16 protein-coding genes and 1 pseudogene are annotated in these 23984 nt (G+C 41.6%); 11 read left to right on the forward strand and 6 right to left on the reverse strand.

Going from position 1 to position 23984, the window contains the following annotated elements:
• Positions 1–154 precede the first annotated feature (154 nt).
• The 10 genes and pseudogenes from dnaN to ACFO6W_RS06600 all read left to right on the forward strand — a co-directional run bounded on the left by dnaN (position 155) and on the right by ACFO6W_RS06600 (position 10109).
• A complete protein-coding gene (gene dnaN / locus ACFO6W_RS06555; protein ID WP_379994600.1) occupies positions 155–1279 on the forward strand; it encodes a DNA polymerase III subunit beta in 1125 nt (374 codons plus the stop codon).
• Positions 1280–1366: 87 nt separating this feature from the next.
• Positions 1367–2137 (forward strand): exonuclease domain-containing protein, encoded by a 771-nt coding sequence (locus tag ACFO6W_RS06560; protein ID WP_379994601.1) that lies wholly within the window; start codon positions 1367–1369, stop codon positions 2135–2137.
• Positions 2138–2159: 22 nt separating this feature from the next.
• The gene (gene rpiA / locus ACFO6W_RS06565) at positions 2160–2858 is read left to right on the forward strand and encodes a ribose 5-phosphate isomerase A (protein ID WP_379994602.1); all 699 of its coding nucleotides are present in this window, start codon (positions 2160–2162) and stop codon (positions 2856–2858) included.
• A 93-nt stretch (positions 2859–2951) separates the two neighbouring features.
• Positions 2952–3854 (forward strand): AraC family transcriptional regulator, encoded by a 903-nt coding sequence (locus ACFO6W_RS06570; protein WP_379994603.1) that lies wholly within the window; start codon positions 2952–2954, stop codon positions 3852–3854.
• Positions 3855–4018: 164 nt separating this feature from the next.
• Positions 4019–5787 (forward strand): annotated as a pseudogene (locus ACFO6W_RS06575) (alpha-L-rhamnosidase-related protein).
• Between the two features lie 425 nt (positions 5788–6212).
• Positions 6213–6869, forward strand: coding sequence for a helix-turn-helix domain-containing protein (locus ACFO6W_RS06580; protein ID WP_379994604.1), 657 nt, complete (start codon positions 6213–6215; stop codon positions 6867–6869).
• Positions 6870–7208: 339 nt separating this feature from the next.
• Entirely contained in the window at positions 7209–8045 is an 837-nt protein-coding gene (locus tag ACFO6W_RS06585) for an ABC transporter ATP-binding protein (protein ID WP_379994605.1), read from the forward strand.
• A gap of 13 nt (positions 8046–8058) precedes the next feature.
• Positions 8059–8895 carry a hypothetical protein gene (locus ACFO6W_RS06590; RefSeq protein WP_379994606.1) on the forward strand — a complete coding sequence of 279 codons (837 nt, stop codon included), beginning with the start codon at positions 8059–8061 and terminating at the stop codon, positions 8893–8895.
• Between the two features lie 3 nt (positions 8896–8898).
• A complete protein-coding gene (locus tag ACFO6W_RS06595) occupies positions 8899–9264 on the forward strand; it encodes a GntR family transcriptional regulator (protein ID WP_379994607.1) in 366 nt (121 codons plus the stop codon).
• 11 nt (positions 9265–9275) lie between these two features.
• Complete coding sequence (locus ACFO6W_RS06600; protein WP_379994608.1) at positions 9276–10109, forward strand: hypothetical protein; 834 nt, start codon at positions 9276–9278, stop codon at positions 10107–10109.
• An 87-nt stretch (positions 10110–10196) separates the two neighbouring features.
• Here the strand turns inward: ACFO6W_RS06600 and ACFO6W_RS06605 are convergent, their stop codons facing one another.
• Genes ACFO6W_RS06605 through ACFO6W_RS06630 form a run of 6 tightly spaced genes read right to left on the reverse strand, consistent with a single transcriptional unit; the run spans position 10197 to position 19850 of the window.
• The gene (locus tag ACFO6W_RS06605) at positions 10197–11294 is read right to left on the reverse strand and encodes a LamG domain-containing protein (RefSeq protein WP_379994609.1); all 1098 of its coding nucleotides are present in this window, start codon (positions 11292–11294) and stop codon (positions 10197–10199) included.
• A 19-nt stretch (positions 11295–11313) separates the two neighbouring features.
• Positions 11314–12750: a RagB/SusD family nutrient uptake outer membrane protein gene (locus ACFO6W_RS06610; protein WP_379994610.1), complete on the reverse strand. Its 1437-nt coding sequence runs from the start codon at positions 12748–12750 to the stop codon at positions 11314–11316.
• A 12-nt stretch (positions 12751–12762) separates the two neighbouring features.
• The gene (locus tag ACFO6W_RS06615) at positions 12763–15774 is read right to left on the reverse strand and encodes a SusC/RagA family TonB-linked outer membrane protein (protein WP_379994611.1); all 3012 of its coding nucleotides are present in this window, start codon (positions 15772–15774) and stop codon (positions 12763–12765) included.
• Positions 15775–15805: 31 nt separating this feature from the next.
• Positions 15806–17488, reverse strand: coding sequence for a hypothetical protein (locus ACFO6W_RS06620; protein WP_379994718.1), 1683 nt, complete (start codon positions 17486–17488; stop codon positions 15806–15808).
• A gap of 34 nt (positions 17489–17522) precedes the next feature.
• Positions 17523–18785: an MFS transporter gene (locus ACFO6W_RS06625; RefSeq protein ID WP_291111544.1), complete on the reverse strand. Its 1263-nt coding sequence runs from the start codon at positions 18783–18785 to the stop codon at positions 17523–17525.
• 21 nt (positions 18786–18806) lie between these two features.
• Positions 18807–19850 carry a glycoside hydrolase family 130 protein gene (locus ACFO6W_RS06630; RefSeq protein WP_379994612.1) on the reverse strand — a complete coding sequence of 348 codons (1044 nt, stop codon included), beginning with the start codon at positions 19848–19850 and terminating at the stop codon, positions 18807–18809.
• 163 nt (positions 19851–20013) lie between these two features.
• Here ACFO6W_RS06630 and ACFO6W_RS06635 point away from each other — a divergent pair, with 163 nt between their 5' ends.
• Complete coding sequence (locus ACFO6W_RS06635; RefSeq protein ID WP_379994613.1) at positions 20014–23982, forward strand: response regulator; 3969 nt, start codon at positions 20014–20016, stop codon at positions 23980–23982.
• The last annotated feature ends 2 nt before the right edge of the window (positions 23983–23984 follow it).

Here is a 23984-nt window from a genome sequence, read left to right on the forward strand (position 1 = left end):
TTTTTATAGCAATTGTCTCTTTCAGCAGAGAATTAGTATTTGGCGGATTAAAATATCAGTTATATAGAAAAAGCTATTGTTATAACTGGAAAAAATTCCTACATTTGCTCTATTGATAATATGCGGAATTTAAAATCTAAAACATACTGATAATATGAAATTTGTTGTTTCCAGCACTGCTTTATTAAGTCACTTGCAAGCGATAAGCAAGGTGATCAACTCAAAAAACACGTTGCCTATTCTCGATTGTTTCTTGTTGGAACTGGAAGGCTCTACGCTGACACTTACTGCTGCTGACTCCGAAACCCGCCTGGTCACTTCCCTCGAAGTAAACGAAGCGGATGGTAACGGAAAGTTCGCGGTAAATGCAAAGAACCTGCTGGACCCGTTGAAAGAACTTCCCGAACAACCACTTACATTTGAGATAAACAACGACAATCTGGAAACATTCATATTTTTCCATAACGGTAAATATAATTTTATCGGACAAAGTGGCGATGACTATCCTCAGCCGAAAGAACTGAAGGAAACTGCCGTTAGCCTGACCATCGAACCACAGGTACTGTTTGCCGGGATCAACCGTACATTGTTTGCCAGTGCCGATGATGAACTTCGTCCTGTGATGAACGGCGTATTCTTTGATATTACCCCTGAAGATTTGACTTTCGTAGCATCAGACGGACACAAACTGGTCCGTTGCAAAACCTTATCAGCAAAAGGAGCCGAAAGGGCATCTTTCATCCTGCCGAAAAAGCCAGCTAACTTACTAAAGGCCATTCTTCCGAAAGAAGCTGAAACAGTAGAGATCAAATTTGACGAGAACAACGCATATATAAAGATGGCGAGCTATACAATGACTTGCCGCTTCATAGAAGGGCGTTATCCAAATTATAATTCCGTTATTCCCCAGAATAATACAAATAAGGTTATACTAGACCGCCAGGCTTTCCTGAATGCCCTAAAACGCGTATCGGTCTTCTCTAATCAGGCAAGCAACCTCATCAAGCTCCAGCTGACCGATAAGAATATTGTAGTAACAGCTCAGGACATCGACTTCTCTACAGCTGCGGAAGAGACCATCGCTTGTGAATATACTGGTTCTCCGATGAACATCGGATTTAAATCGAGCTTCCTGATTGAAATTTTGAACAACGTCCCATCAACAGACATTTCCCTCGAACTCTCCGACCCATCCCGCGCAGGATTAATCATCCCTGCCGAAAATGAGGAGAACGAAGACCTGCTGATGTTGCTCATGCCTATGATGCTAAACGACTAAAGACAGAATTAAATACAAAATATACGGGCTTTATCATTCTTCTGATACTAAAAAATGGGGAATGATAAAGTTTTTTCTTAAAAGCTTATGGAATTAAACCTCAAAAACCCGCTCGTATTCTTTGACCTCGAAACCACAGGTACCGATACGGTAAAAGACCGGATAGTAGAAATATCGTATCTGAAAGTGTATCCTAACGGGAAACAGGAAGTCAAGACCAAAAGACTCAACCCCGAAATGCCTATACCTCCCGGGGCAACAGCAATACACGGCATATCGGATGAGGATGTAAAAGATTGTCCGACTTTCAAGCAAATAGCAAAATCTCTTGCCGATCAGATGGAGGGATGCGACCTGGCAGGGTTTAATTCAAGCCGCTTCGACATACCGCTTCTCGCAGAAGAGTTTCTGCGGGCAGGAGTAGATATCGACTTCAGCAAGCGGAAGATGATCGATGTACAAATCATCTTCCATAAAAAAGAACAACGGACACTTGAAGCTGCCTACAAATTCTATTGTGATAAGGAACTTACCGATGCGCACTCCGCCGAAGCCGATACATTAGCCACATTCGAAGTGCTGAAAGCCCAACTGGACAAATATCCCGATCTGGCAAACGATATGGAAAAACTGGCGGAAGAATTCTCCTTCTTCAACAACAATGTCGATCTGGCAGGACGCATCATTAAAGACGAAAATGGAATTGAGATTTTCAACTTCGGTAAGCACAAGGGAAAATCTGTAGCCGAAGTTTTGAAAAAAGAACCAAGTTTTTATGCCTGGATGATGGACGCAGACTTCCCTCTAAATACCAAACAGGTACTGACCAAAATAAAACTGAGGGAAATGCAGAGATAAACTCTGCGAAGAAAGAAGGGCTATGGAATGGGGAAAGAATATCATCGATTCATTGAAATGGTCGGATACCATTATCAATAAAGAAGGAAAAGAGAAGGTTGCGAAGGAGATCGCAGCTAAGATGAAAGATGGGCAGATAATCGGAGTTGGCTCAGGTTCTACCGTTTATCTGGCTCTGATCGCCATCGCCGAAAGAATAAAAAAAGACAGCCTACATATACAGGTTATCCCCTCTTCTCTGGAGATATCCATGACCTGCATCCAATTGGGAATTCCCCAAACTACACTTTTAGACAAAAAGCCCGACTGGACTTTCGACGGAGCAGATGAAGTCGACCCCGAACGGAACCTGATAAAAGGCAGAGGCGGAGCCATGTTTAAGGAAAAGCTATTAATCTGCAACAGTTCCGAAACTTATATCATCGTGGATGAATCCAAGTTCGTAACACAATTAGGTTCTAAATTCCCCGTTCCTGTCGAGGTATTTCCAATTTCACTGCTCTATGCGGAGAAAGAACTTGGAGCTTTAGGCGCACGCGAGATATCACTAAGAATGGCAAAAGGAAAAGACGGGCCTGTTATCACAGAAAACGGAAACTTTATCCTCGATGCATGGTTCGACTCAATAGAAAGTTCCCTGGAACGTGACATTAAATCAATAACGGGAGTTATCGAAAGCGGATTGTTCATAGGATATGATGTGAAGACTTTAAACATATAGAGATTAACGATTTACAACATAATTAATTAATACCATATTTTAAAATATTTTCGCTACATTGCGCTCAATATACCAGACCAATATACCATAAAAATGAAAGACTCTATTCATTTAAAATATTTGATAGTAAATGAAACGGACTTGCTATGGGGACTGACTGTAAACTCGGTAGGTTATCAGAGTATAGAACCTAATATGCCCTACCCTCCGGGCAATCATCCTACCAGATACTTGTTTTCTACAGACAGAGGCCGCATTTTAGATGAATATCAGCTTTTATATATCACCAAGGGGAAAGGCTCTTATATATCCGATATATCGGAAAAGAAAGAAACGCATCCGATAAACGAGGGTGATATGTTCCTCCTTTATCCGGGTGAATGGCACAATTATATGCCTGATAAACAAACAGGATGGGACGAATACTGGATAGGATTTAAGGGGATCAATATCGATAGCCGCGTAAATAACGGCTTCTTCAATAAAGAAAAACCTATATACAATGTAGGGCTGAATAATGAAGTTGTACAGTTATATAAACAGGCGATACAGATTGCAATTGAACAGAAATCAGGATTTCAGCAGATGCTTGCCGGAATTGTGAACCACTTGCTGGGCCTGGCATATTCTTTAGATAAAAACTATCTTTTCGAAAGTTCGGAATCTGTCAACCAAATCAATAAGGCTAAGATCATTATCCTTGAAAACTTTAAAAATATAAAACCCCAGGACATAGCCGACCAGCTGAATATGAGTTATTCCAACTTCCGGAAAATTTTTAAGGAGTATACGGGCTTCGCACCGTCACAATATATCCAGGAACTGAAAATACAGAAGTCGAAAGAGTTGCTTACAAACACAATGATACCTGTAAAAGAGATTGCCTACATGATGGGCTTCGAAAATCAGGAATACTTCTTCACTGCATTCAAAAAGAAGAATAATACAACCCCTGTCGAATACCGGAAATTCACGCAAGGCCCGCGAAATCAATAAGCAGGATATCATCAGGTTCTGTCATTTTTTATAATAGGTCTGTCAAATTGTAAATTTATATAGACAGATAAAACAGCTATCTTTGGCGGGTCCCATAAATTTTACCGTAGCCTGATAACGAAAAAAGTGATGAATCCGGATTAAGTTAACCAACAATGAAGAACATGCGAATAATATTAAGTCTGGCATTAGCTGCCTTATTTTTAGTAAGCGAGAATATCCCGGCCCAGCAATTACCTCTCCCATTTCAGGATGATACCAATATAAAAGTCAGGTCAACAAGTCTGGTATATAATTACCTTACTCCTGCCCGCATTGTCTGGACTTCAGATAACAATAGCGGAAAATATGTGATAAATGCGCGGTCTATCCTAAAACAAGGCACAGGACAAGCCGACCTGAATAGCGGAACTTATCTTAAACTAACCGGCGATGATACAAATAAAGGAGGGATCATCCTCGATTTCGGCAAAGAGATACAGGGTGGATTGGAAATAATAACATCCATAAATAATAAGAATCCGGTGGGAAAGGTGCGTATACGCTTCGGTGAATCCGTTGCAGAAACGATGAGCGATATCGGGGGTAAAGGCGGGGCGACGAACGACCATGCCATGCGTGATTTATAGTAACGCTGCCCTGGCTGGGACGGCTGACTGTTGGTGATTCCGGTTTCCGATTTGTCCGCATAGATGTTATGGACACGGATACCGAAGTTGAAATTAAAGAGATAAATGCTGCATTTGCATACAGGGACATACCCTATCTGGGTTCTTTCCGTTGTAACGATGAACGCCTGAACCGGATATGGCTTACCGGTGCCTATACTGTGCATCTGAATATGCAGGATTACCTGTGGGACGCTATAAAGCGCGATAGATTGGTATGGGTGGGCGACCTTCACCCCGAGGTAATGACAATCAATACTGTTTTCGGATATAACGATGTGGTACCCAAAAGCCTCGATCTGGCACGGGATATCACGCCTCTGCCTGCATGGATGAACGGTATCAGTTCGTATTCCATGTGGTGGATCATAATCCACCGTGACTGGTATCTGTATCAGGGCAATCTGGAATACCTGAAGGAACAGCAGGAATATATGTCCCGGCTACTTAAGCTATTAAGCGAAAAAACAGATAAAGACGGAAAAGAAATACTGGATGGAAACCGTTTCCTCGATTGGCCATCGAGTAAGAACCCCGAGGCTATCCATGCCGGCCTGCAATCGATGATGGTGATAACATTCGAAGCAGGAAAAGAAATAAGCAGAATCCTGGGCGACAAAGACACTGAAGCACTCTGTCAATCAACTTTAAAGAAGTTAAGAAAATACGTACCCGCCATAACCTCGTCCAAACAGGCGGCCTCTCTACTGGGCCTGTCCGGACTTATCGCACCGGAGAAAGCGAATGATGAGGTGTTGGCAAAAAACGGAGTACACGGCATGTCTACGTTTTACGGATACTATATGCTGAATGCCCGTGCAAAAGCCGGAGATTATAAAGGGGCGCTGGATAATATACGTGAATACTGGGGAGCTATGCTCGACCTGGGCGCGACGACATTCTGGGAAGATTTCGATATCGGCTGGATGAAAAATGCAGCACGTATAGATGAGGTTGTACCCGAAGACAAAATAGATGTTCATGCTTCTTATGGCGCATATTGCTACAAAGGATACCGCCATAGTTTCTGTCATGGTTGGGCATCCGGCCCCACCACATGGCTCAGCCGCTATGTGCTGGGTGTAGAACCTCTGGAGGCGGGATGCAAAAAAATACGGATCATGCCTAATCTGGGAGATCTAGAATGGGTGGAAGGGACTTTTCCTACTCCGTACGGGGTAATTGAGATAAAGCATACGAAACAAGCCGATGGAAAGATAAAATCAGAGATTAAAGCCCCTGAGGGAATAGTTGTGGTGAAATAAGGTCATTACCGCAATATAAAATTGTTCTATCCCTATTTATCACGCGCAACCAAAGATTGCCTGTATTATTTTTTCAGCTCCGCTTCACTCTGCCGGACGCTGTTTCCTAAACAAAAAGTAATCAAAAATACTTTAATTTCCGGCTACAATGGCCCATGCGTCCATGATACCGGCGGTGCAGGCTGACCAAGCCTTTTGGTTCGCCTTGCCTCGCCTTCGCTTCGGCGATTGCTCATTGGGCAATGCCCTAAGTACATGACAAAACAAACATTCTGACGACCAATCCACAAGAGTTCACAAAACTTTATGTTAAAAAAGACAATCATTTCCACCCACATTTATCTATACTGAAAATAATGGATGGATAATAACTTTTCTTATGCCATTCATAACTCATAATTTATATTTATAATTATTTAAAGCATATGGCAAAGTATAACGAAGGTGTAGCAGAGACGATTGTTTCGCTGATAGAAGACGATTTTTGTTCCGTAGCGGAAATTTGCAGGGTTACAGGTATCAGCCGAAAGACTTTTTACTGCTGGAAAGAGACGGTACCGGGTTTGGCAAAAGAGATATTCGACGCAGAATGCCGGCGCGAAGACAGGATACGGCAAATGTTGTATTCGTCCCTTAAAAAGCGGCTGGACGGGCATATGATGGTAGAAGAGAAAGAAACATACCTGCCGGACGAAGATGAACCGGAAAAACTGGTTCTACAATCGAAAATTATCCGCAGGAAATATTGCCTGCCCGATCTGAAGACAATTAAGCTGTTACTCGACAGGCAGGATAAAATTGAGAATTGCCAATCAACCCAAAAGGAGGAGGAAGATATCACAACCCGGAAAAATATAATAGTTAATGACGTAACTATTACAAAGGATATAGAAAATCAGATAGCTGAGCATATCGAGGAGGGCGGGAGTGTTCCGGCAGATGAAAAAGAAAGCCTCGTCGATGATCTTGAAGATGCGGAAACGGAGATAATGCCGGACAGAGCCATAGCTGAACGGAAAGGCATGATAAGAAGGAACAATAGCCATCCGGCAGGAAAGAGGAGAAAGAAGCGGAGAAAATAATTGAAAGTGAAAAACGAAAAGTGAAGAATATCATACGGGAATACAAAATGAATATCCGAGCTTCAGGATATTGTAGAAAATAACTTTTGATTTTCCATTAATTCTGTTACTTGTGTCACCTTTTTTTAACAATAAGTATAATATTAGCGGATGAAACACAAACTATTTTCGCTTCACACTATTTATCAATTGAGCCGCTAAATTAGTTATCGGCCAGTCCTGTATCTGTTCAGCATAAACTTTTTTTTCTAAAAAAATGTGTTTGCTATTGTATTTATGAAAATTATCAATACATTTGCGTGTACTATTATACTATTACACTGTTATATTTTTAATCTAATGAATATGATATCAATGCGTAACGTTACCTTCGGGTATAAGAAAAAGCTAATATTCAATGATTTTTCGATCTCGATAGAGAAAGGAAAAGTTTGCGGCTTGTTAGGAAAGAACGGAGCGGGTAAATCGACTATGTTGTACCTGCTTACAGGCCTCTTAAGTCCTGAAAAGGGTAAAGTAGAATATAAAGGCGAAGATGTGGCAAAGCGTATGCCTTCCACATTGCGGGATATGTTCATAGTGCCCGAAGAATTTGAGTTACCTAATATCCCATTGAAAAAGTATGTGGAGATCAATCGCCCGTTCTATCCCTCTTTCAGTCAGAAACAACTGGATGAAAATCTGGAATACTTCGAGATGGAAGCCAATGTGCATCTGAACGAACTTTCTTTGGGCCAAAAGAAGAAAGTCTTTATGAGCTTCGCTTTGGCCGCGAACACTCCCCTGTTGCTGATGGATGAGCCGACAAACGGACTTGATATCCCCGGTAAAAGCCAGTTCCGGAAATTTATAGCATCGGGAATGACCGATGAAAAAACGATTCTGATCTCGACGCATCAGGTACAGGATGTGGATAAGCTACTGGAGCAGGTGATTATCCTCGATAATAATAAAGTGCTGATGAATTCTTCCGTATCGAGGATTTGTGAGAAACTGCGCTTTATGGAAAGTTATAATGAAAAAGATGTGGAGAAAGCGTTGTACGCCTCACCATCTATACAAGGATACAAGCTAATCCTTGAGAACGAAAACAATGAGGAGACTTCCCTGAATCTGGAAACATTGTTCAACGCGACTTTAAGCAATACGGAAAAGATAACAGCAATACTACAATAAAACCTGATAAATTATGAACAATACATTTGATATAAACCGATTTGTCTTGCTGTTAAGGAAAGACATACAGGAAAACTGGAAAAAGTATCTGATCCGCATCCTTACAATTTACGGGGCACTCACCCTTGTGACTACATGGAGCGCTTTTCTGACATATTCCGAATTAGAACAGGGCATTAATCGTTTAAAATACCTGAACAGGGATTTGATAGTCTTCACTGCCTTCGTCTTTTTCATATTCGGCTGTATCAGCGCTTCCATGGCAATGGAACCTATCAACAGCAAAACAAAGCGGCTTGTGTATTTGATGAATCCTTCATCATCTTTTGAAAAATACTTTTCCCGTTGGTTTATCATGACAATCGGCTACATGGCGGTTTTCTTCATTCTATTCTGGTTGTCAGACGCTACCCGGGTACTGATCTGTTCTATCCGCTTCCCTGACATAGATGTGCAATTTATTCACTTCGATAAATTTATAGGAAAGGATAGTTACGACTATGTTTTTAATAACATGACAAGATTTACATTTTCAGTCGGCCTTTTCTCCTTTATTCAGTCCCTGTTTATCCTGGGATCGACATTTTGGCCGAAAAATTCGCTGGTAAAAACATTTTCGGCAGGCACTATCATCTTTATCACTTTCCTTCTGGTGTGCTGGTGTGTAATCTCTCTCCTTTTCGAAAACGGCATGGACAACTTTGGAAATGCGTTACAGCAGAAAACATTTGGTGTTCAGGATACTACTATAGTGGGATATATGGCAATTCTATGCATCATCTTCGCTGTGGTAAATTGGGTATTGGCTTTTTTCAGATTCAGGGAATCTGAAGTAATTAAACGACTCTAGCTTATGAATTTTAAAGAAAATAAAGCAATCTATTTGCAGATAGCCGACCGCATCTGTGACGAGATACTACTGGAAAAATATAAAGAGGAAGAAAGGGTTCCGTCTGTACGCGAATATGCCGCTATTGTGGAAGTGAATTTTAATACCGTCATGCGCACCTTCGATTACCTTCAATCGATGGAAATCATCTACAACAAAAGAGGAATCGGATATTTTGTAGCTCCGAAAGCAAAAAAACTGATACTCAAGCTGCGTAAAGATACCTTTATGAAAGAGGAGGCTGAGGACTTCTTCAAACAAATATACACACTGGATATTCCGATAGAGGATATCGTGGAAATGTATAAAGACTATATTAAGAAACAATAATAATAAATGATATGAGACTTACAACCAAAATAGTATTGGGTATCATAGCCGCGGTATTCTTAACTGCCACAGGCTATATATGCTATCTTTCGTTAAGTTATGACGGAGAGAAAAAGACAGGTGTTATACTAACGGACGAAACTGTCAGCATAGATATATCCGGACAAAAAATTATCGAGATATACGCGGATACAATACCGATGAAAAATGACGGGAAAGATAAGGATAAACATTATATTATCTTCGATGGACTCATCAATATACAGCCTGCTGCGAAGGAAGAAGATAAAGGTAAGATCTATATACCGGAACAATTGAAGGAATATCTGGAGATATCTGCATTACACGATAAGACCATGCTGCGTGTGAAAACCGCAGAATTATTAGCAGATCATTACAAAAACGAGATTCCGGACCCGGCAGCAATAAGGGGGATAAACTTTACTATATATGCGGATTCCTGTGTAGACATAAGAAGTAGAATAGGTGGGTTAAGAGCTAATATACAGGGATTAAAAGCAGAATCGATCAATATAGATATAATGCGTGGAGATCTGAATATAGAAAATTGTGAGGCTGATATAATCACACCTACAGTAAGGGGTTGGGGGCATTTTGTAATGAAGAACTCCAGGACAAAGGTATTTAATGCCGATCTCGACTATCTACAAAACTGGAGAATCGAACAATGTGATATAGATACTGAGAACCTGACTGGAAGCGGAAACCATAATGTAGAGGTACCGGCTACCGAATGCAGGATAATGAACTGGAATCCAAAAAATGAAAAGGCTTCCCTGAATGTAGCGTTAGGGTCTGATACGGCAAGGGTAGTATTTCCATAATGATAGTAAAAGGAAGAAGTTGCCCGGAGGCAGCCTCTTCCTTTGTTATTCTGATCTATGTTAAAACCGGCAGAAAGCCAGACTTTATCATTGTTTCAGTTTCTCTACTTCCTGGTTGTAAAGCCACTGGACCTGTCCGCTCAATAATGCTGTATTATAGAATTTAATCTCATCCATCATACCCTGGAAGTGATCCCATGATGTAGGAGTATCCCATCCCGACCAGTCCCAGGATGCTTTTGCCTCGGCATAGGTCGTTGCCGCCCCGATCATCAACGGCAGTTGGGTACCTAACGGGGATACATATGGCGCAGACTGGCTGCCTGCCAGGTTCGGTTTAGTGGTATTAGTCCACTCTTTTGTCAGTAATCCGTTTATATAGAACGACAATTTCGAGCTCTCAAGGTCAAGGACAACTACTACATGCTTCCAGCTGCCGGTAGAAACAGAAAGATCCGCTTCATTATCCGCATCGGTAAAACCTGCCTGCGATTTGATTGTGAAGAATGCTTTGCCTTGTTCCTGTATCTGGAATTTCCAGTTGTTCCAATAGTTCAGGGAAGCCACATAGTTACCACCTTTTATTACTTCAGGTTTTAACCATACGGCAATACTCAGTTTCTTGCCCAGGAAATCAGACGGGTTGTAATTCTCTACTTCGAGATGTGCCCCGTTCTTGAAATAAAGGGCTTTGTTTACTCCATCATCCACAAATTCCGGCAGTACGGACGTTGAGAAGATTTCAGAAGGCCCCGGTTTCAGAGTGGCGGTCAGAGCTTTTACCCCGTCACCAACGAGTGAGGTTCCTGTTCCTTCATCAAAACTCCATCCGGCTAACAGATTTTCTTCCGGTATGCCTGTCATTCTGGAATTAAGGAAACGGGTGAATGCCTCTCTGATATGGATGCTCATGTTAATAACGTCCTGTTGCGAAACATTTCCTTGCTCAACAATATTATTAACAATATCTACCTTACTTTTGAAGTCATTAATTGTCTCAGTAGTAAACTTATCGGGTGTAGCTACAGAAATAGAGTCATAGCATTCTTTCAATTCTTTCTTTAAATTAGTAGTATCTCCTGCCACAAATTCCTCCTTATCACTGTCACTACAACCGATAAATAGTGCAGAAGAAAGGATCAGGGCAAATATTAATAATATACTAAATATCTTATTCTCTTTCATAGTCAATGTTTTTAGTTGATTAAATACCATTGTTTGAATCCAATTCATTCTGCGGTATCGGGAAATAATAACGAGGCTCCTGCCATTTGAAATCAGAGCCTAAGGCCTGAGTTGCCGCATCTTTTCCCCAACGCATCAGGTCGAAGAACCGATGGAACTCGAATCCTAGTTCACGACGACGCTCCAGATAGATTACCGACCGCATCTGCTCCTGATTCACTGGCTTAGCATATGCAAGTCCGGCTCTGTCCCTTACCAGTTTAAGAGCTGCAGCAGCCTTATCCAGGTCGTTTGTTTCCGTATATGCCTCTGCTTTCATCAGCAAAATATCGGCATAACGCAGGTAAATATATGGAAGTCCGCCATCACCCTTTGTTCCGGCCGGTACTTCTGCCAATGGTTGATTGTGCTTTTTCACCAGATAACCGGTAATACTCCATGTCAGGTCAAATACATCGTCGTTCAGCCACTCTTTACCTGAACGGCCGATTGATGCATCGAGGCGGGGATCGGTCTGTCCTGTAGTTGTTTGTTCACTGAAACTCAGAACATAATTATTTGTCGGCGCATTGAAGTAATATCCTCCTTCCACAAGTGGTGCAAACCACTGGTTCAGAGAATTACCCAATCCGGGGTTTTGATTGCTTTCATGCAGAATTGCAAATACCGCCTCTTTACTGTCCTCCGCTCCTAATTTGAACAGGTCTTCATAATTAGTTTCAAGCCCATAAAGGCCCAGCGGTTCCAACTTGGTCGTAATGGTTGTTATACAATCGTCCCATTTCTTCTGATATAACTGGGCTTTAGCCAGCAAACCGTAAGCAGCGCCTTTGGTGATCCTCCCTTTGTCTGCTGTTTGCGTATAAGACGGAGGTAATACTCCCGCGGCATCATTCAGGTCTTGTTCTATTCTGACATATATCTGGGAAACCTCACTCAGTCCCATATTTACGTTTGAAGGAGTCACAGGTTCCACTCTCAGAGGCACTTTACCCCAGATATTCACCAGGTTGAAATAATAATATGCCCTGATAAATTTAGCCTGCGCAATCATCTGCTGCTTAACCCCATCATCAATAGCAGTACCATAGTCAGCATGGATCACATTGTTAGCGCGGTTAATCCCTTCATAGGCGAACTTCCAGTATGAAAGCAGAATCCCGTTGTCCGATTTGATATTAAACTCGTCAATCATACCTATCTCGGCCTGATCGGATGCGCTTCCGCCTTTCACTGCATCATCGGATGCGACATCTCCGAAAACCCAAATCATATTTGAAGAAGTGGTAAAGCTCAAGCTGTTATATACACCTGTCAGAGCCAGATTCGCCTCCTCTTCGGTATTGTATATATTGTCGGATGTATATTCACCGTCCAGTTCTTCATCCAGAAAATCGTTACACGAACTGAAGGAGAATATTCCTAATATAGTTAGTATTGTTATTATTTTTTTCATCTCAGGTAATTTTTAAAAGGTTATGTTTACTCCGAATGTAAAGGATTTAGAAACAGGATAAGTACCCCAGTCTATACCATTAGCCATATCACCTTCTCCTGCCGAATTGGAACTTACCGTCATTTCTGGGTCGAGCCCCTTGTATCCGGTAAAGGTGAGCAGGTTGGTAGCACTACCGAATGCCCTCAGACTGCTGATGTATTTCGATTTGATAGGGAAAGTATATCCCAGCTGAATATTCTTCAGTCTCAGGTATGACGCGTCTTCCAGAAAACGTGTAGATGCTATCACATTATTCGATTTAGCGCTCCATGACGGTCTCGAATATTCATTAGAGGTTCCTTCTCCCCTCCAGTAATTATCATACATATCTTTCGATACGGAGAAACCTCTGAAGAATCCTTCTGTTTCATTAGCCATCTGGTGATATATATCGTGACCGAAGGCGCCCTGAAAGAATATTGACAAATCCCAGTTCTTATAATTACCCTGAAGATTCAGTCCTAGCGTCTGTTTTGGGATAGAAGAGCCCACGTGCCCTCTGTCTTTTTCGTCAATTACACCATCGTTATTCAGGTCTTTATACTTGACATCCCCCGGTTTTACATTTGCTCCCTGATAAGCCGATTTCACGATTTCTTCTTCATTCTGGAATATTCCATCCATCTGATAAAGATAAAATGAACCGACAGAATATCCCTTCTCTATATATTTTGCAAAGACACCGTTATCCACACGTCCTGCCTGGATAGGCGCATCCAGTTCCAAGACTTCATTGTGCAGGTATCCCCAGTTCAATGAAGCGGAAAAGCCCATATCCTTGTATTGCTTGCGGACATACAACTCCACATCAACACCTTCATTCAATACTTTTCCGGCGTTCACCCAATAAGGGGAAGCATTACCGATAGACGGAGGCAATGGGGCACGCACGAGCATGTCACTCGATTTTTTATTATAATAATCCACGCTGAAGCCATATTCTCCTTTCGCGAAGGCCATATCCAATCCCAGGTTAAACTGGTTGCTGGTCTCCCATTTCAGTTTATCGTTACCCAATTGGCTTTGTATATATCCGACTGACGGATTTCCCCCGAAAGGGTAGTTTGCATATGGTGTATATTTGTCGGTATATGCATATAAAGCTATATTCTGATTACCTACAGCACCCCATCCGGCACGTAGTTTCAGCAGATTGATGGCTTTAATAGATTTCATGAAATCCTCCTCATGTATATCCCATCCCGCAGAGACTGAGTAAAATGTACCCCATCTGTTTCCTTCTGTAAAGCGTGAAGACCCATCCTGACGCACCAAAGCCGACAAATAGTATTTATAGTTATAATTATAATCGACCTTACCAAAGAACGAAAGCAAAGAATACGCCCAGTCACTTGAGTAAAAGGTATCACCATTCACAGATGAAGATGTATTCTTATCCGTACCGTTATAGCGGATAGCCTCCGCACCAGCCATTGCATTCAATGTATGCACATCGTTGAAAGTCTGAACTGTATTGAAGACAGAGTTTAGCGTCCATCCCAGGCTTTCATTATTCTGACCTAATAGGGAACTTGGATTATTTATCCTGTTATTTGTCCCCCATGTTTTATTATTGATATTATAATCACTTTTCCTATAGTCGATCCCGAAATTGGTATTCCATACGATATTATATGGCAGTTTGGCCTCTACATTGAACTTACCCAGAAAAGTATCTTCGTCCCGTACCCTGTCGGTCATATTCGCCAGTCCTACCGGATTATAACCGTCGCCGAAAAAGCTGTTGTATTCGGCCTGTCCGAAATATTCGCTCGGTAAATCCACATAATTTCCGTTTGCATCATAGGTCGGAATTGCCGGATTACGCATATACGCATACCGTACAACGCTACCGCCTTCATTGCTACCGTAACCATCTCCTGAACTTGGCACAACATGAGTCTTAGCCTTTCCTCCGTTCACATTCAGCCCCAGCTTCAGCCAGTTTGCAGCTTTATAATTGAGATTTACGCGTCCTGAGAATTTTTCATAATCGCTATTCTTGATAATACCCTCCTGATTGTAATAAGAAAACGATGCCAGATAGTCGAATTTATCTTTACCTCCGCTTACTGATAATTCATGCACATTCAGCAACGCGGTCCTGAAAATCTCATCCAAGTGATTGATGTTTGCAAAATCCTTAACCAGAGCACCCTCGATCAAAGTTCTTCCGTCATTTTTAGCAGCTACATTATAAATATCTATATATTCATTTGTATTTACCATTTTCGGAAGGCTTCCGTGAGTCTGCACTCCGAACTGGCCATTATAAGCAACTTTCACCTTACCATTCTGCCCTTTTTTAGTAGTTACCAACACAACCCCATTATTTGCGCGGGAACCGTATATGGCCGCAGAAGATGCATCTTTTAGTACCGAAATATTTTCAATATCGGAAGGAACAATAGAGTTCAGCCCGTTTTCGGAAGGAATACCGTCTATAATGTAGAGCGGATCGTTAGAAGAGTTTATAGAACCTGTTCCACGGACACGCACAGTGACACCCGCCCCCGGAGCACCCGTCGCGGAAGTGACCTGTACCCCGGCAACACGTCCCTGAAGGGCTTCAGACACCCCCGGAGCCGGAACCTGCGTAAGTTCCTTCGAATTTACCTTAGTTACGGCACCCAATACTTCCCTTTTCTTCATTGAGGTATAGCCTACTACGACTACCTCATCCAGTTCTGTATTAGGCACAAGCCTTACATTCATTTCAGTAGATTTGGATACTGTAATTTCCTGAGCGTTGAACCCGACATAGGAAACCGTGATTTTATCCCCCTTGATATTCAGGGTGAATTTGCCGTCAATATCGGTTACAGTGCCATTAGGAGTACCTGTTTCTACCACTGTAACACCGATTAACGCCTCTCCTGTAGATGAATCTGTCACCACACCGGAGATTGTTTTTACTTCCTGCGCAAATATATTCGCAAAGGCAAAAAGTAAAAAACAAGTGAAAAATAAACGTTTTAACATGGTTTTATTTATTATTGGTTTGTGAGATTTATTATTTGTATGCAATAGTGTATTTGCCGTCTGCAACTACTTTATTATTATCTGTAGTCAGTCTTGTTCCGGCAGGAAGTTCCACTATAATACGCGCATCACCGGCAGGCATTTCGAATGTGCCGTCAGACGATACATTTTTGGCGACATATTCTTTACTTATAATATCGAAGAGGTCTACAATACCCTTTGCCGGATATTTTACCGATTTACTTTCTTTATGAGGATTGTAATACAAATAAACAGGATAGTGACGCTCAGCGTAGAAATCCGTCGCATTACAATTCAATTGAAGGATACCCTCGACATTTGTCTCCTTTATTATAGCTCCGAAAATACCCATCGGCGAGGAACTATATACGCTGAACATACTTGCCGGAGGATTCCCTTTCGCCCATTTTGGACCATCGCCCAAAGCCACCGGAGTCTTTCCTTTGAGTGAAACCTTGCCGTAATCGTCTACACGGCGCAGTCCCTCGTAAGAAATGTTATCGTTCGTAATACTCTTCATTTCAGGGTCCCACTGATGTTCATCATCAATTTCCATCGGGAAGAACAGACGGCACGCGTTTGCATTGTTGAGCATCCATTTGCCGACCGCCTTAGCATATTGCGGTTCATACTTTACCATAGATACGAAAGGCCACGCCGGTTTTATACTATTCATCAGGAAGGCATAGCCTCCACCGTCGATAATACTGCCCTGGAGTCCATTAACTTCATAATCGCCCCATTTGCCCACAATAATGCCCCAGCCATTACGTCCTTCGGGGTTCTTACAGCCGTCGAAAGTCCAATCGAGTAACTTTTGTACATCGTAATTTGTACCCTCTGCCGCATTCAAATATGCAGCAGCATATACTCCCAATGGCAACAGTATTTCATAGAAACGGCTTTCTTTCTGAGAGAGTAATGCTTCTGTCGCGCTCTTGGCATGGGCCAGATAACGGGGATCACCAAACTTATTATAGGCACAAAGCAATACATAAGCATGTCCGCCCGCTGCATCCTGTTGCAATGGTATATGATTCACCATTCCGCGCATCCGTGCATAGTCGAAGTATGAATAATCGTAGTTCCCGGCCAAAACAGAGTCTGCTTTAACAAACTGCTCAGCAATAGAGCGTTGTATCTGCTCGGCTCCGTCTACATCTGGGAATACATCGCAAACTGCATAGTACAGCGCATTCGGAAACACATCGTACCACCAGTCACGTCCATATCCGCCGCCAAGCATGCCTACTTCGGGCGTTGTATTATTCATCACTATATTCCACCCGTTATCTTTGTTGAAATAGTTCTGAACCATTTTTACATAGTTATATCCATCCTGATTCGTTTTATCTATCCCTACCAGCCCCGCTCCTAAAAGCGCAGCCAATGAGTTCAGACTCTCATGGAATTCCCCGTTATTGGCATTTTTACCCTGACGGACATCTTTTACGGCTGTGTATAATCCGAATGTAGGTTGATCTATGTTCCTGCGGTTATCATCGAGCCATATCATCGAGCCTGCCTCACTCTTATTGTTCCAGTCGAAAACGAAGCTGTCAAAAGCCTTGGCCTTCGCTTCCCAATCCAACATTTTATAAGAGCCGGGCATATCGGGCATAGAATCGACCCGTGCAATCGAGACCTGCTCTACCTTGCTCCCGTATGAAATGTTCTTTTCGGAACAAGCCATAGATAGTAAGAGTACCAGACAAATTAAAAGTATTTTAACTTTGCTCATTTTCATTTATAGTATTCGTTTGTTTAATAATGTTCTTTGCTAAAGGATAAGCTATCAACTGGATAGCTCCCACCAGAATAAGGGCGTATTTCAGAGCGAAATCTTCCGAAACTCCGAAGGCCAGTATAATAAACAGGATCAATCCGGCCGCCCGTCCGATAAATAAGCCAAATTCGTGACTAAGGATATAAGTATACTCGTTGCGTCTCTCTATCTTCACAACGGCATCTATTGTCTGCATCATAATAGGAAAGTAAGCCAAATCGAATAATGGCTGGAAAATCACTTTACACAATACAAAAACAATCACACCTGTAGCTGTAAACAAAATCCCATTGAATAAGGTTCCTGCAAAGAATATAATTAACCCTGCCACAAATATTTTCAGTCTGTCTTTAGGTTGAGCTATACGTCCCAGAACATAGACAAGAATTGCCGTTAATGCTCCACTAATTCCCTGTATAAGGCCTAGTGCCCCCTCGTCACCTACAAGTTTAAGTACCAGAATTGCCGGAGCTGTAACCAGAAAGCCCTGAACCATGCCTTTCAGAGACGACAGGACTAACATCTTGCGCCAGAGAAGGCAAAAGCGGAAGTATATAAAATCTTTCTGTACGGGATTGGTAAATTTTCCTTTCCACAGTACAATACACGCGATAACCGTCAATATGATAACACCAATGGTTACCAGTTGGTAAGCCAGATTTATATTCACCACCATGCCAAACAATTCTTTACCGTCTATCTGACTCAGGAAAGCTCCTATCACCAGAGGAACGCTAATGGAAGCGATGGAGAAGAAGAATGATTCCAGTCCGAAGAAATAATTACGATTGTTGTCCGTTGTATTATTCAGAGTCAGCAGATACCTGTTTGTCCAGAAAAAACCTGACGCGGCACCCATTGCAAATCCTGCTATCCCCAGTTCTACAAAACCAAGCGATTTGACAGACATCATTGCAAACATTGATAACCCGCTTACCAGAATCCCCCCCGCATACAATGTCTTAACATTAACAAAGCGAAGCAAGTATCCGTTCAGGAATGAGGTTGCCACTATCCCTATATACATGAACAGTTGGTAGAACGCGACCGATATGGGGTCGCTGGTATTGCGCATAACATAGGCCCCCACAAATATTTCCACTACAGGGAGAACCAATGCATAGAGCATATTAGTCATCAGCAAGGTGCGCATATTCGGCTCTTGCTGTTTAAAGAACATATATTCTTTTTTCAGTTTATTCATTTCAGATTTTTAACCGGTTACTTATTTTAATGTATTAAGGATTTCTGCTATCGAAAACTCAGCTCCGCAAATAACTTCATCACTCGCGCCATAATACATTTTTATCGTATCGCCGTCTACCAGATGTCCGTTTGTAAATACCACATTACCGAAAAATCCGGTTTGCTCGTATGCTGCGATTGGCTCCATAATAGGCTCTATACTACGTGCCAGAACTTTAGACGGATCATTCAGGTCCAGCAAGAGAGCACCAAGGCAATAACGGTGATTGAAATCAGCGCCGTGATATATCTCCAGCCATCCTGCCTCCGTTCTGATAGGCGCTGCTCCTGCTCCTACACGGGCACAATCCCACATGCCGTCACGTGTGGTCGCAATACATTTGTGGTTACCCCAATGGAGACAGTCCGGCGATTCGGCTACCCAGATATAGTTTCCTCCCAATTCGGGACTGCTGGGGCGATGCAATGCAAAATATTTTCCATTTATCGTTTCTTCGAACAACGCACAATCTTTATTATGCGGAGGGAATATCATGCCATGACGTGTATAGTCCTTCCAGTTCCGGGTATGTATAAGCCCTACTCCTACTGCTACAGGCGACACTTCGGTAAAAGTTAAGAAAAAACCGTCTTTTGTCGTAGCCACCCTGCAATCCTCGATGCCAAACGATTCCAGCTCTCCGTCCCCAAAAACGGGAGGATATTCGCTTTCCTCTTTGAAGTAAATCCCGTCTTCGCTGGAAACCAGTCTAAGATATGACATTGTTGTCAGGTAATTCTTACCTTCGTATCCTATCACGCGCGGGTCGGATGCATCCAGTTTAGGATCTTTAGCGTCAAAAGACAGAACTTCTATTTTACCAGCTTTGTTATATACAGGGAAACTGATGATTCCTTCTTTTTGGGTAGGACGCTCGGCCACACGTAGCAGCAGCCAGATTTTTCCATCAAATCTGAAAACACCCGGATTCAGGAGGCAGGTTATTTCCATACCTTCGATTCCCGGTTTCAGGTCTGAAGGTTTTAATAATGGGTTTTGAGAAAATCTTTTTGCTATATCCATATTTTTCATGATTAAAAATTAGTATCATTACAATTCCGAATTCGCAACAAATCTATAACCCCGCATCTGGAAAGAGGTATACTATATTCTCAAAAGGGTATACACATGCTATACAACATATTTCGTTTAAATTTGCGATTCGATATGCTGATATCTTTGTAATATGAATTTATTCAAAACCACATATTCCATTATCTCCGGTATTATATTCTGTTTCTTTATAATACCCACGATTGCTTATTCCCAGAATACAGTTAAACAACTGTCGAATACCGACGGGCTGTCCAATAATTCTGTAAACTGTATTTTCGAGGATTCGGAACAAACAATATGGATAGGCACATGGGACGGCCTCAATTCGTATAACGGAAGAGATTTTAAAACCTATCGTTACAACCGGAATAACAAATCCTCGATAAGCAATAATGTAATCCGGCAAATTCTGGAATCAGACCCAAACTATCTCTGGATAGCGACGGATTACGGTGTGAACAGATGGGATAAACAGTCTCAGGGATTTACGAATTATTTTCTAGGGACAGAACATCAGATACCGAAGCAAGAGAGGTCTTTTCTCATTGGAATTACTTCCCGGAAAGATATTATATGTTATGTAAAGCAGCAAGGATTATTCCGTTTCGATGCCGTACAGCAGATGTTTATCCCTGTCAACCATTCCCTGATTGACGGTACTGTCAAGACCTTTGCGATTGATGGAAACGATAATATATATTTCTTATATGAAAACGGAAAATTGCAACAGTCTAAATTACTATATCAGGATAAAGAGATTAAATTATCCCAGCCCAGATATTTAGAGCAGGAAAAGCCTGTATCCAATATATTTATGCTACATAATAATATGCTGGTACTGAACTATCCGGGATATCTGAAAATAATAGATGACAAGAACCTTTATCCGAGTACCATTGACTTTGACAAGGACAAGACTATCTCCCAGGTTGTGTATTATAAGGATAACTTATTGATAAGTTATTACGAAGGAGGCTGTGAAACCTATAATCTGGATACGAAAGTATATCAGCCAATACAAAGTATTTCTCCCAGAATATCTATATTCTCGCTTTTTTCAGGCAGTCAGGATATACTTTGGATAGGAACAGACGGGCAAGGCATACTTAAGGTATATGAGTATGACTCTCCGTTCAAAACAGTTTATACGAACCATCCGGTAAGAAGCTTTTGTCAGTATAACCGGAATGAAATATTAGTGGGAACGAAGGGAGACGGGATCAAGATATTAGAAAAGGAAACAGGGAAATTATCCGACTTCTTAAATATCAATTCGGGATTAATATCAAATTCTGTATATACAATAAAAAAGAACCAATCGGGAGACATATTCATCGGTACTGAAGGTGAAGGTATCAACATATTATCGAAAGATAAGCAATTGTACAGATTAAGTATTCCGGCGAAGCATCCTGTCTTTAGAGCAGTTTACAGCATCCATTTTACAAATAATGACTCGTTGTTATGGCTAGGGACATCCGGCTACGGGCTGATAAAAATAGCATTGACAAAAAGAGCAAACCAATATGAAGTGCAGGGCATAGAACAATACACATCTGCCGACAAACATAATTCCCTTAATAACAATGTCATATACTCAATAACTTCGGGAGTGGATAAAAACCAGTTATGGCTGGGCACGCGTGGAGGAGGCATAAGCCGGTTTAATATAGAAGATAAATCATTTGAACGGATAGAAGATATAGACAATAATCTCTCCCTGACAAACAACGACGTTCTTTCCCTGACAAGGGATACAGAAAGCCTGTGGATTGGCACAAGCTATGGACTTAATCGCCTCAAATTGAATAATAATCCATCAGGAATACGGGAATATACAGAAAGGGAAGGACTGGCCAACAATACAATACACGGTATCCTTGAGGATGAAACAGGAGGTATATGGATCAGTACCAATCAGGGAATTTCCCACATTAATCTTTCTGACAATAGTGTTACAAACTATTCATCGAAGGACGGGCTTCAGAACGATGAATTCTCTGACGGAGCCTATTATAAGGATGAAGATAAGATTCTCTATTTCGGAGGGGTGAACGGATTCAACCATTTCAACCCGGAAAAAATACATCTGAGAGACTTTAACCCATCTATTGGGTTGAGTAATCTTAGAATATTCAACACGGCGCAAAATATAAATGAACGCATAAATGATAATACATTAAAACTGGCATATGACGAAGCATATGTAACATTTTCATTCATTGCGCATGATTTCATCAACAACGAAAATTGTGAATATGACTATCGTTTGCTCAACTTTTCCGATGAATGGATAAACAACGGCAACAACCCTAACATTGTATTCACAAAATTGCCTCCCGGAAAATACCGGTTGGAAGTAAAAGTGACAAACGGCGACAGGGTATGGGGTGATAATATATATACTTTAAGTATAGATGTGGCATATCCGTGGTGGCTGAGTACAGTTGCTTTTATTATATATACTATTCTGGCCCTTATCATCGTGTATATAGCATATTCCGTAATAAGAAACAGGATAAGGCTCAACAGGCAATTACTGCTCGAACATATCGAAAAGCAGAACCAGCAAAAAATGCACGAGTCGAAACTTAATTTCTTCACGAATGTCGCTCACGAATTCTTTACTCCGCTCACCCTTATATACGGACCTGCGCAGCATTTGCTCGAAAAAGCGGATCTCGACGGGTACACAAAACGGTATATACAGATAATAAAGAACAATGCCGACAGGATGCAAAAGCTGATCAACGAACTGATGGAGTTCCGGAAAGTAGAATCGGGACACGCACCTCTGCACCCGGAAAGTATTGATATAAAACTTTTAATAGAATATATCACGGATAACTATACGGAGATAGCGCAGGAAAACAAAATAGAATTCAGGGTGGAAACGGGTAGTATATCTGCTATTATTACCGACCGTAATTCATTGGAAAAAATTATATTCAATCTTATTTCTAATGCTTTCAAATATACCCCGGCGAATGGCTTCATACATATCAGCGTTACACAAAACAATAATCTGCATATAAGTATCAGGAATTCAGGGAAGGGACTAACGGACAGGCAGATGGCCGAAGTGTTTAACCGCTTTAAAATCCTGGAAACATCCAAGTTACAGAATTCGACAAGTACAGGCATCGGACTAGGACTGACTAAAAGCCTGACTGAAATGCTCGGCGGGGAGATCAGGGTATCCAGCAGACTGGGAGAATACGTCATGTTCGAAATAGATATTCCTCCGATGAAATCCAATCAGCTTATTTCTTCCATAGACAGCCAAGATGATGACCGGATAACTATAAGTCCGCAAATGTATGATAAGAAAGACATTTCTATCTTGATTGTCGAAGACGAAAAGAATATACGGGAACTGCTCAAAGACATATTAAGCCCTTACTATAATGTCAGTGAGGCGAGAGACGGGGAAGAGGCTTTGTCTATGATCGGACAGAATATGCCCGACATAATATTAAGTGATGTGCTGATGCCGAATATGGATGGAATAGGACTTATTGATAAACTCAAATCCGATCCGAAGACAGCGCATATCCCAATTATAAATGTATCGGCGAAAAGCTCTGTGGAAGACCATATCAACGCCTATCAACATGGAGCGGATCTGTATATTACCAAGCCTTTCCATCCGCGCCATGTATTGACTACCGTACAAAACCTGATCAATAAACGTTCCGTGCTGAAAGACTTTTTCAATTCAAGCCTTTCATCTATTACTGTAAAAGACGGTATAACAATTCATCAGGATGATGAACAGTTGTTGCAGGAGATAGTGTCATTCATTGAGAAGAATATGGACGACGAATCATTAAACCCGAATGCAATAGCCGACGCTCTTGGGTTGAGTAAAGCAACATTGTACCGGAAATTAAAGGACATGGCAGATAAGACCCCCAGCGAATTTGTAAGAACAATCCGGCTCAATTACGCATCACAGTTATTGGTAACAACGAAACTGACCGTATCCGAGATCATGTTCAAATCCGGATTTACCAATAAGTCATACTTCTACAGGGAATTCTCGAAGCAATATGACTTGTCGCCGAAAGAATACAGGCTATCCAAAACGAAAGAATAATG

The sequence above is a fragment of the Dysgonomonas termitidis genome (assembly GCF_042654545.1).
Taxonomy (GTDB): domain Bacteria; phylum Bacteroidota; class Bacteroidia; order Bacteroidales; family Dysgonomonadaceae; genus Dysgonomonas; species Dysgonomonas termitidis.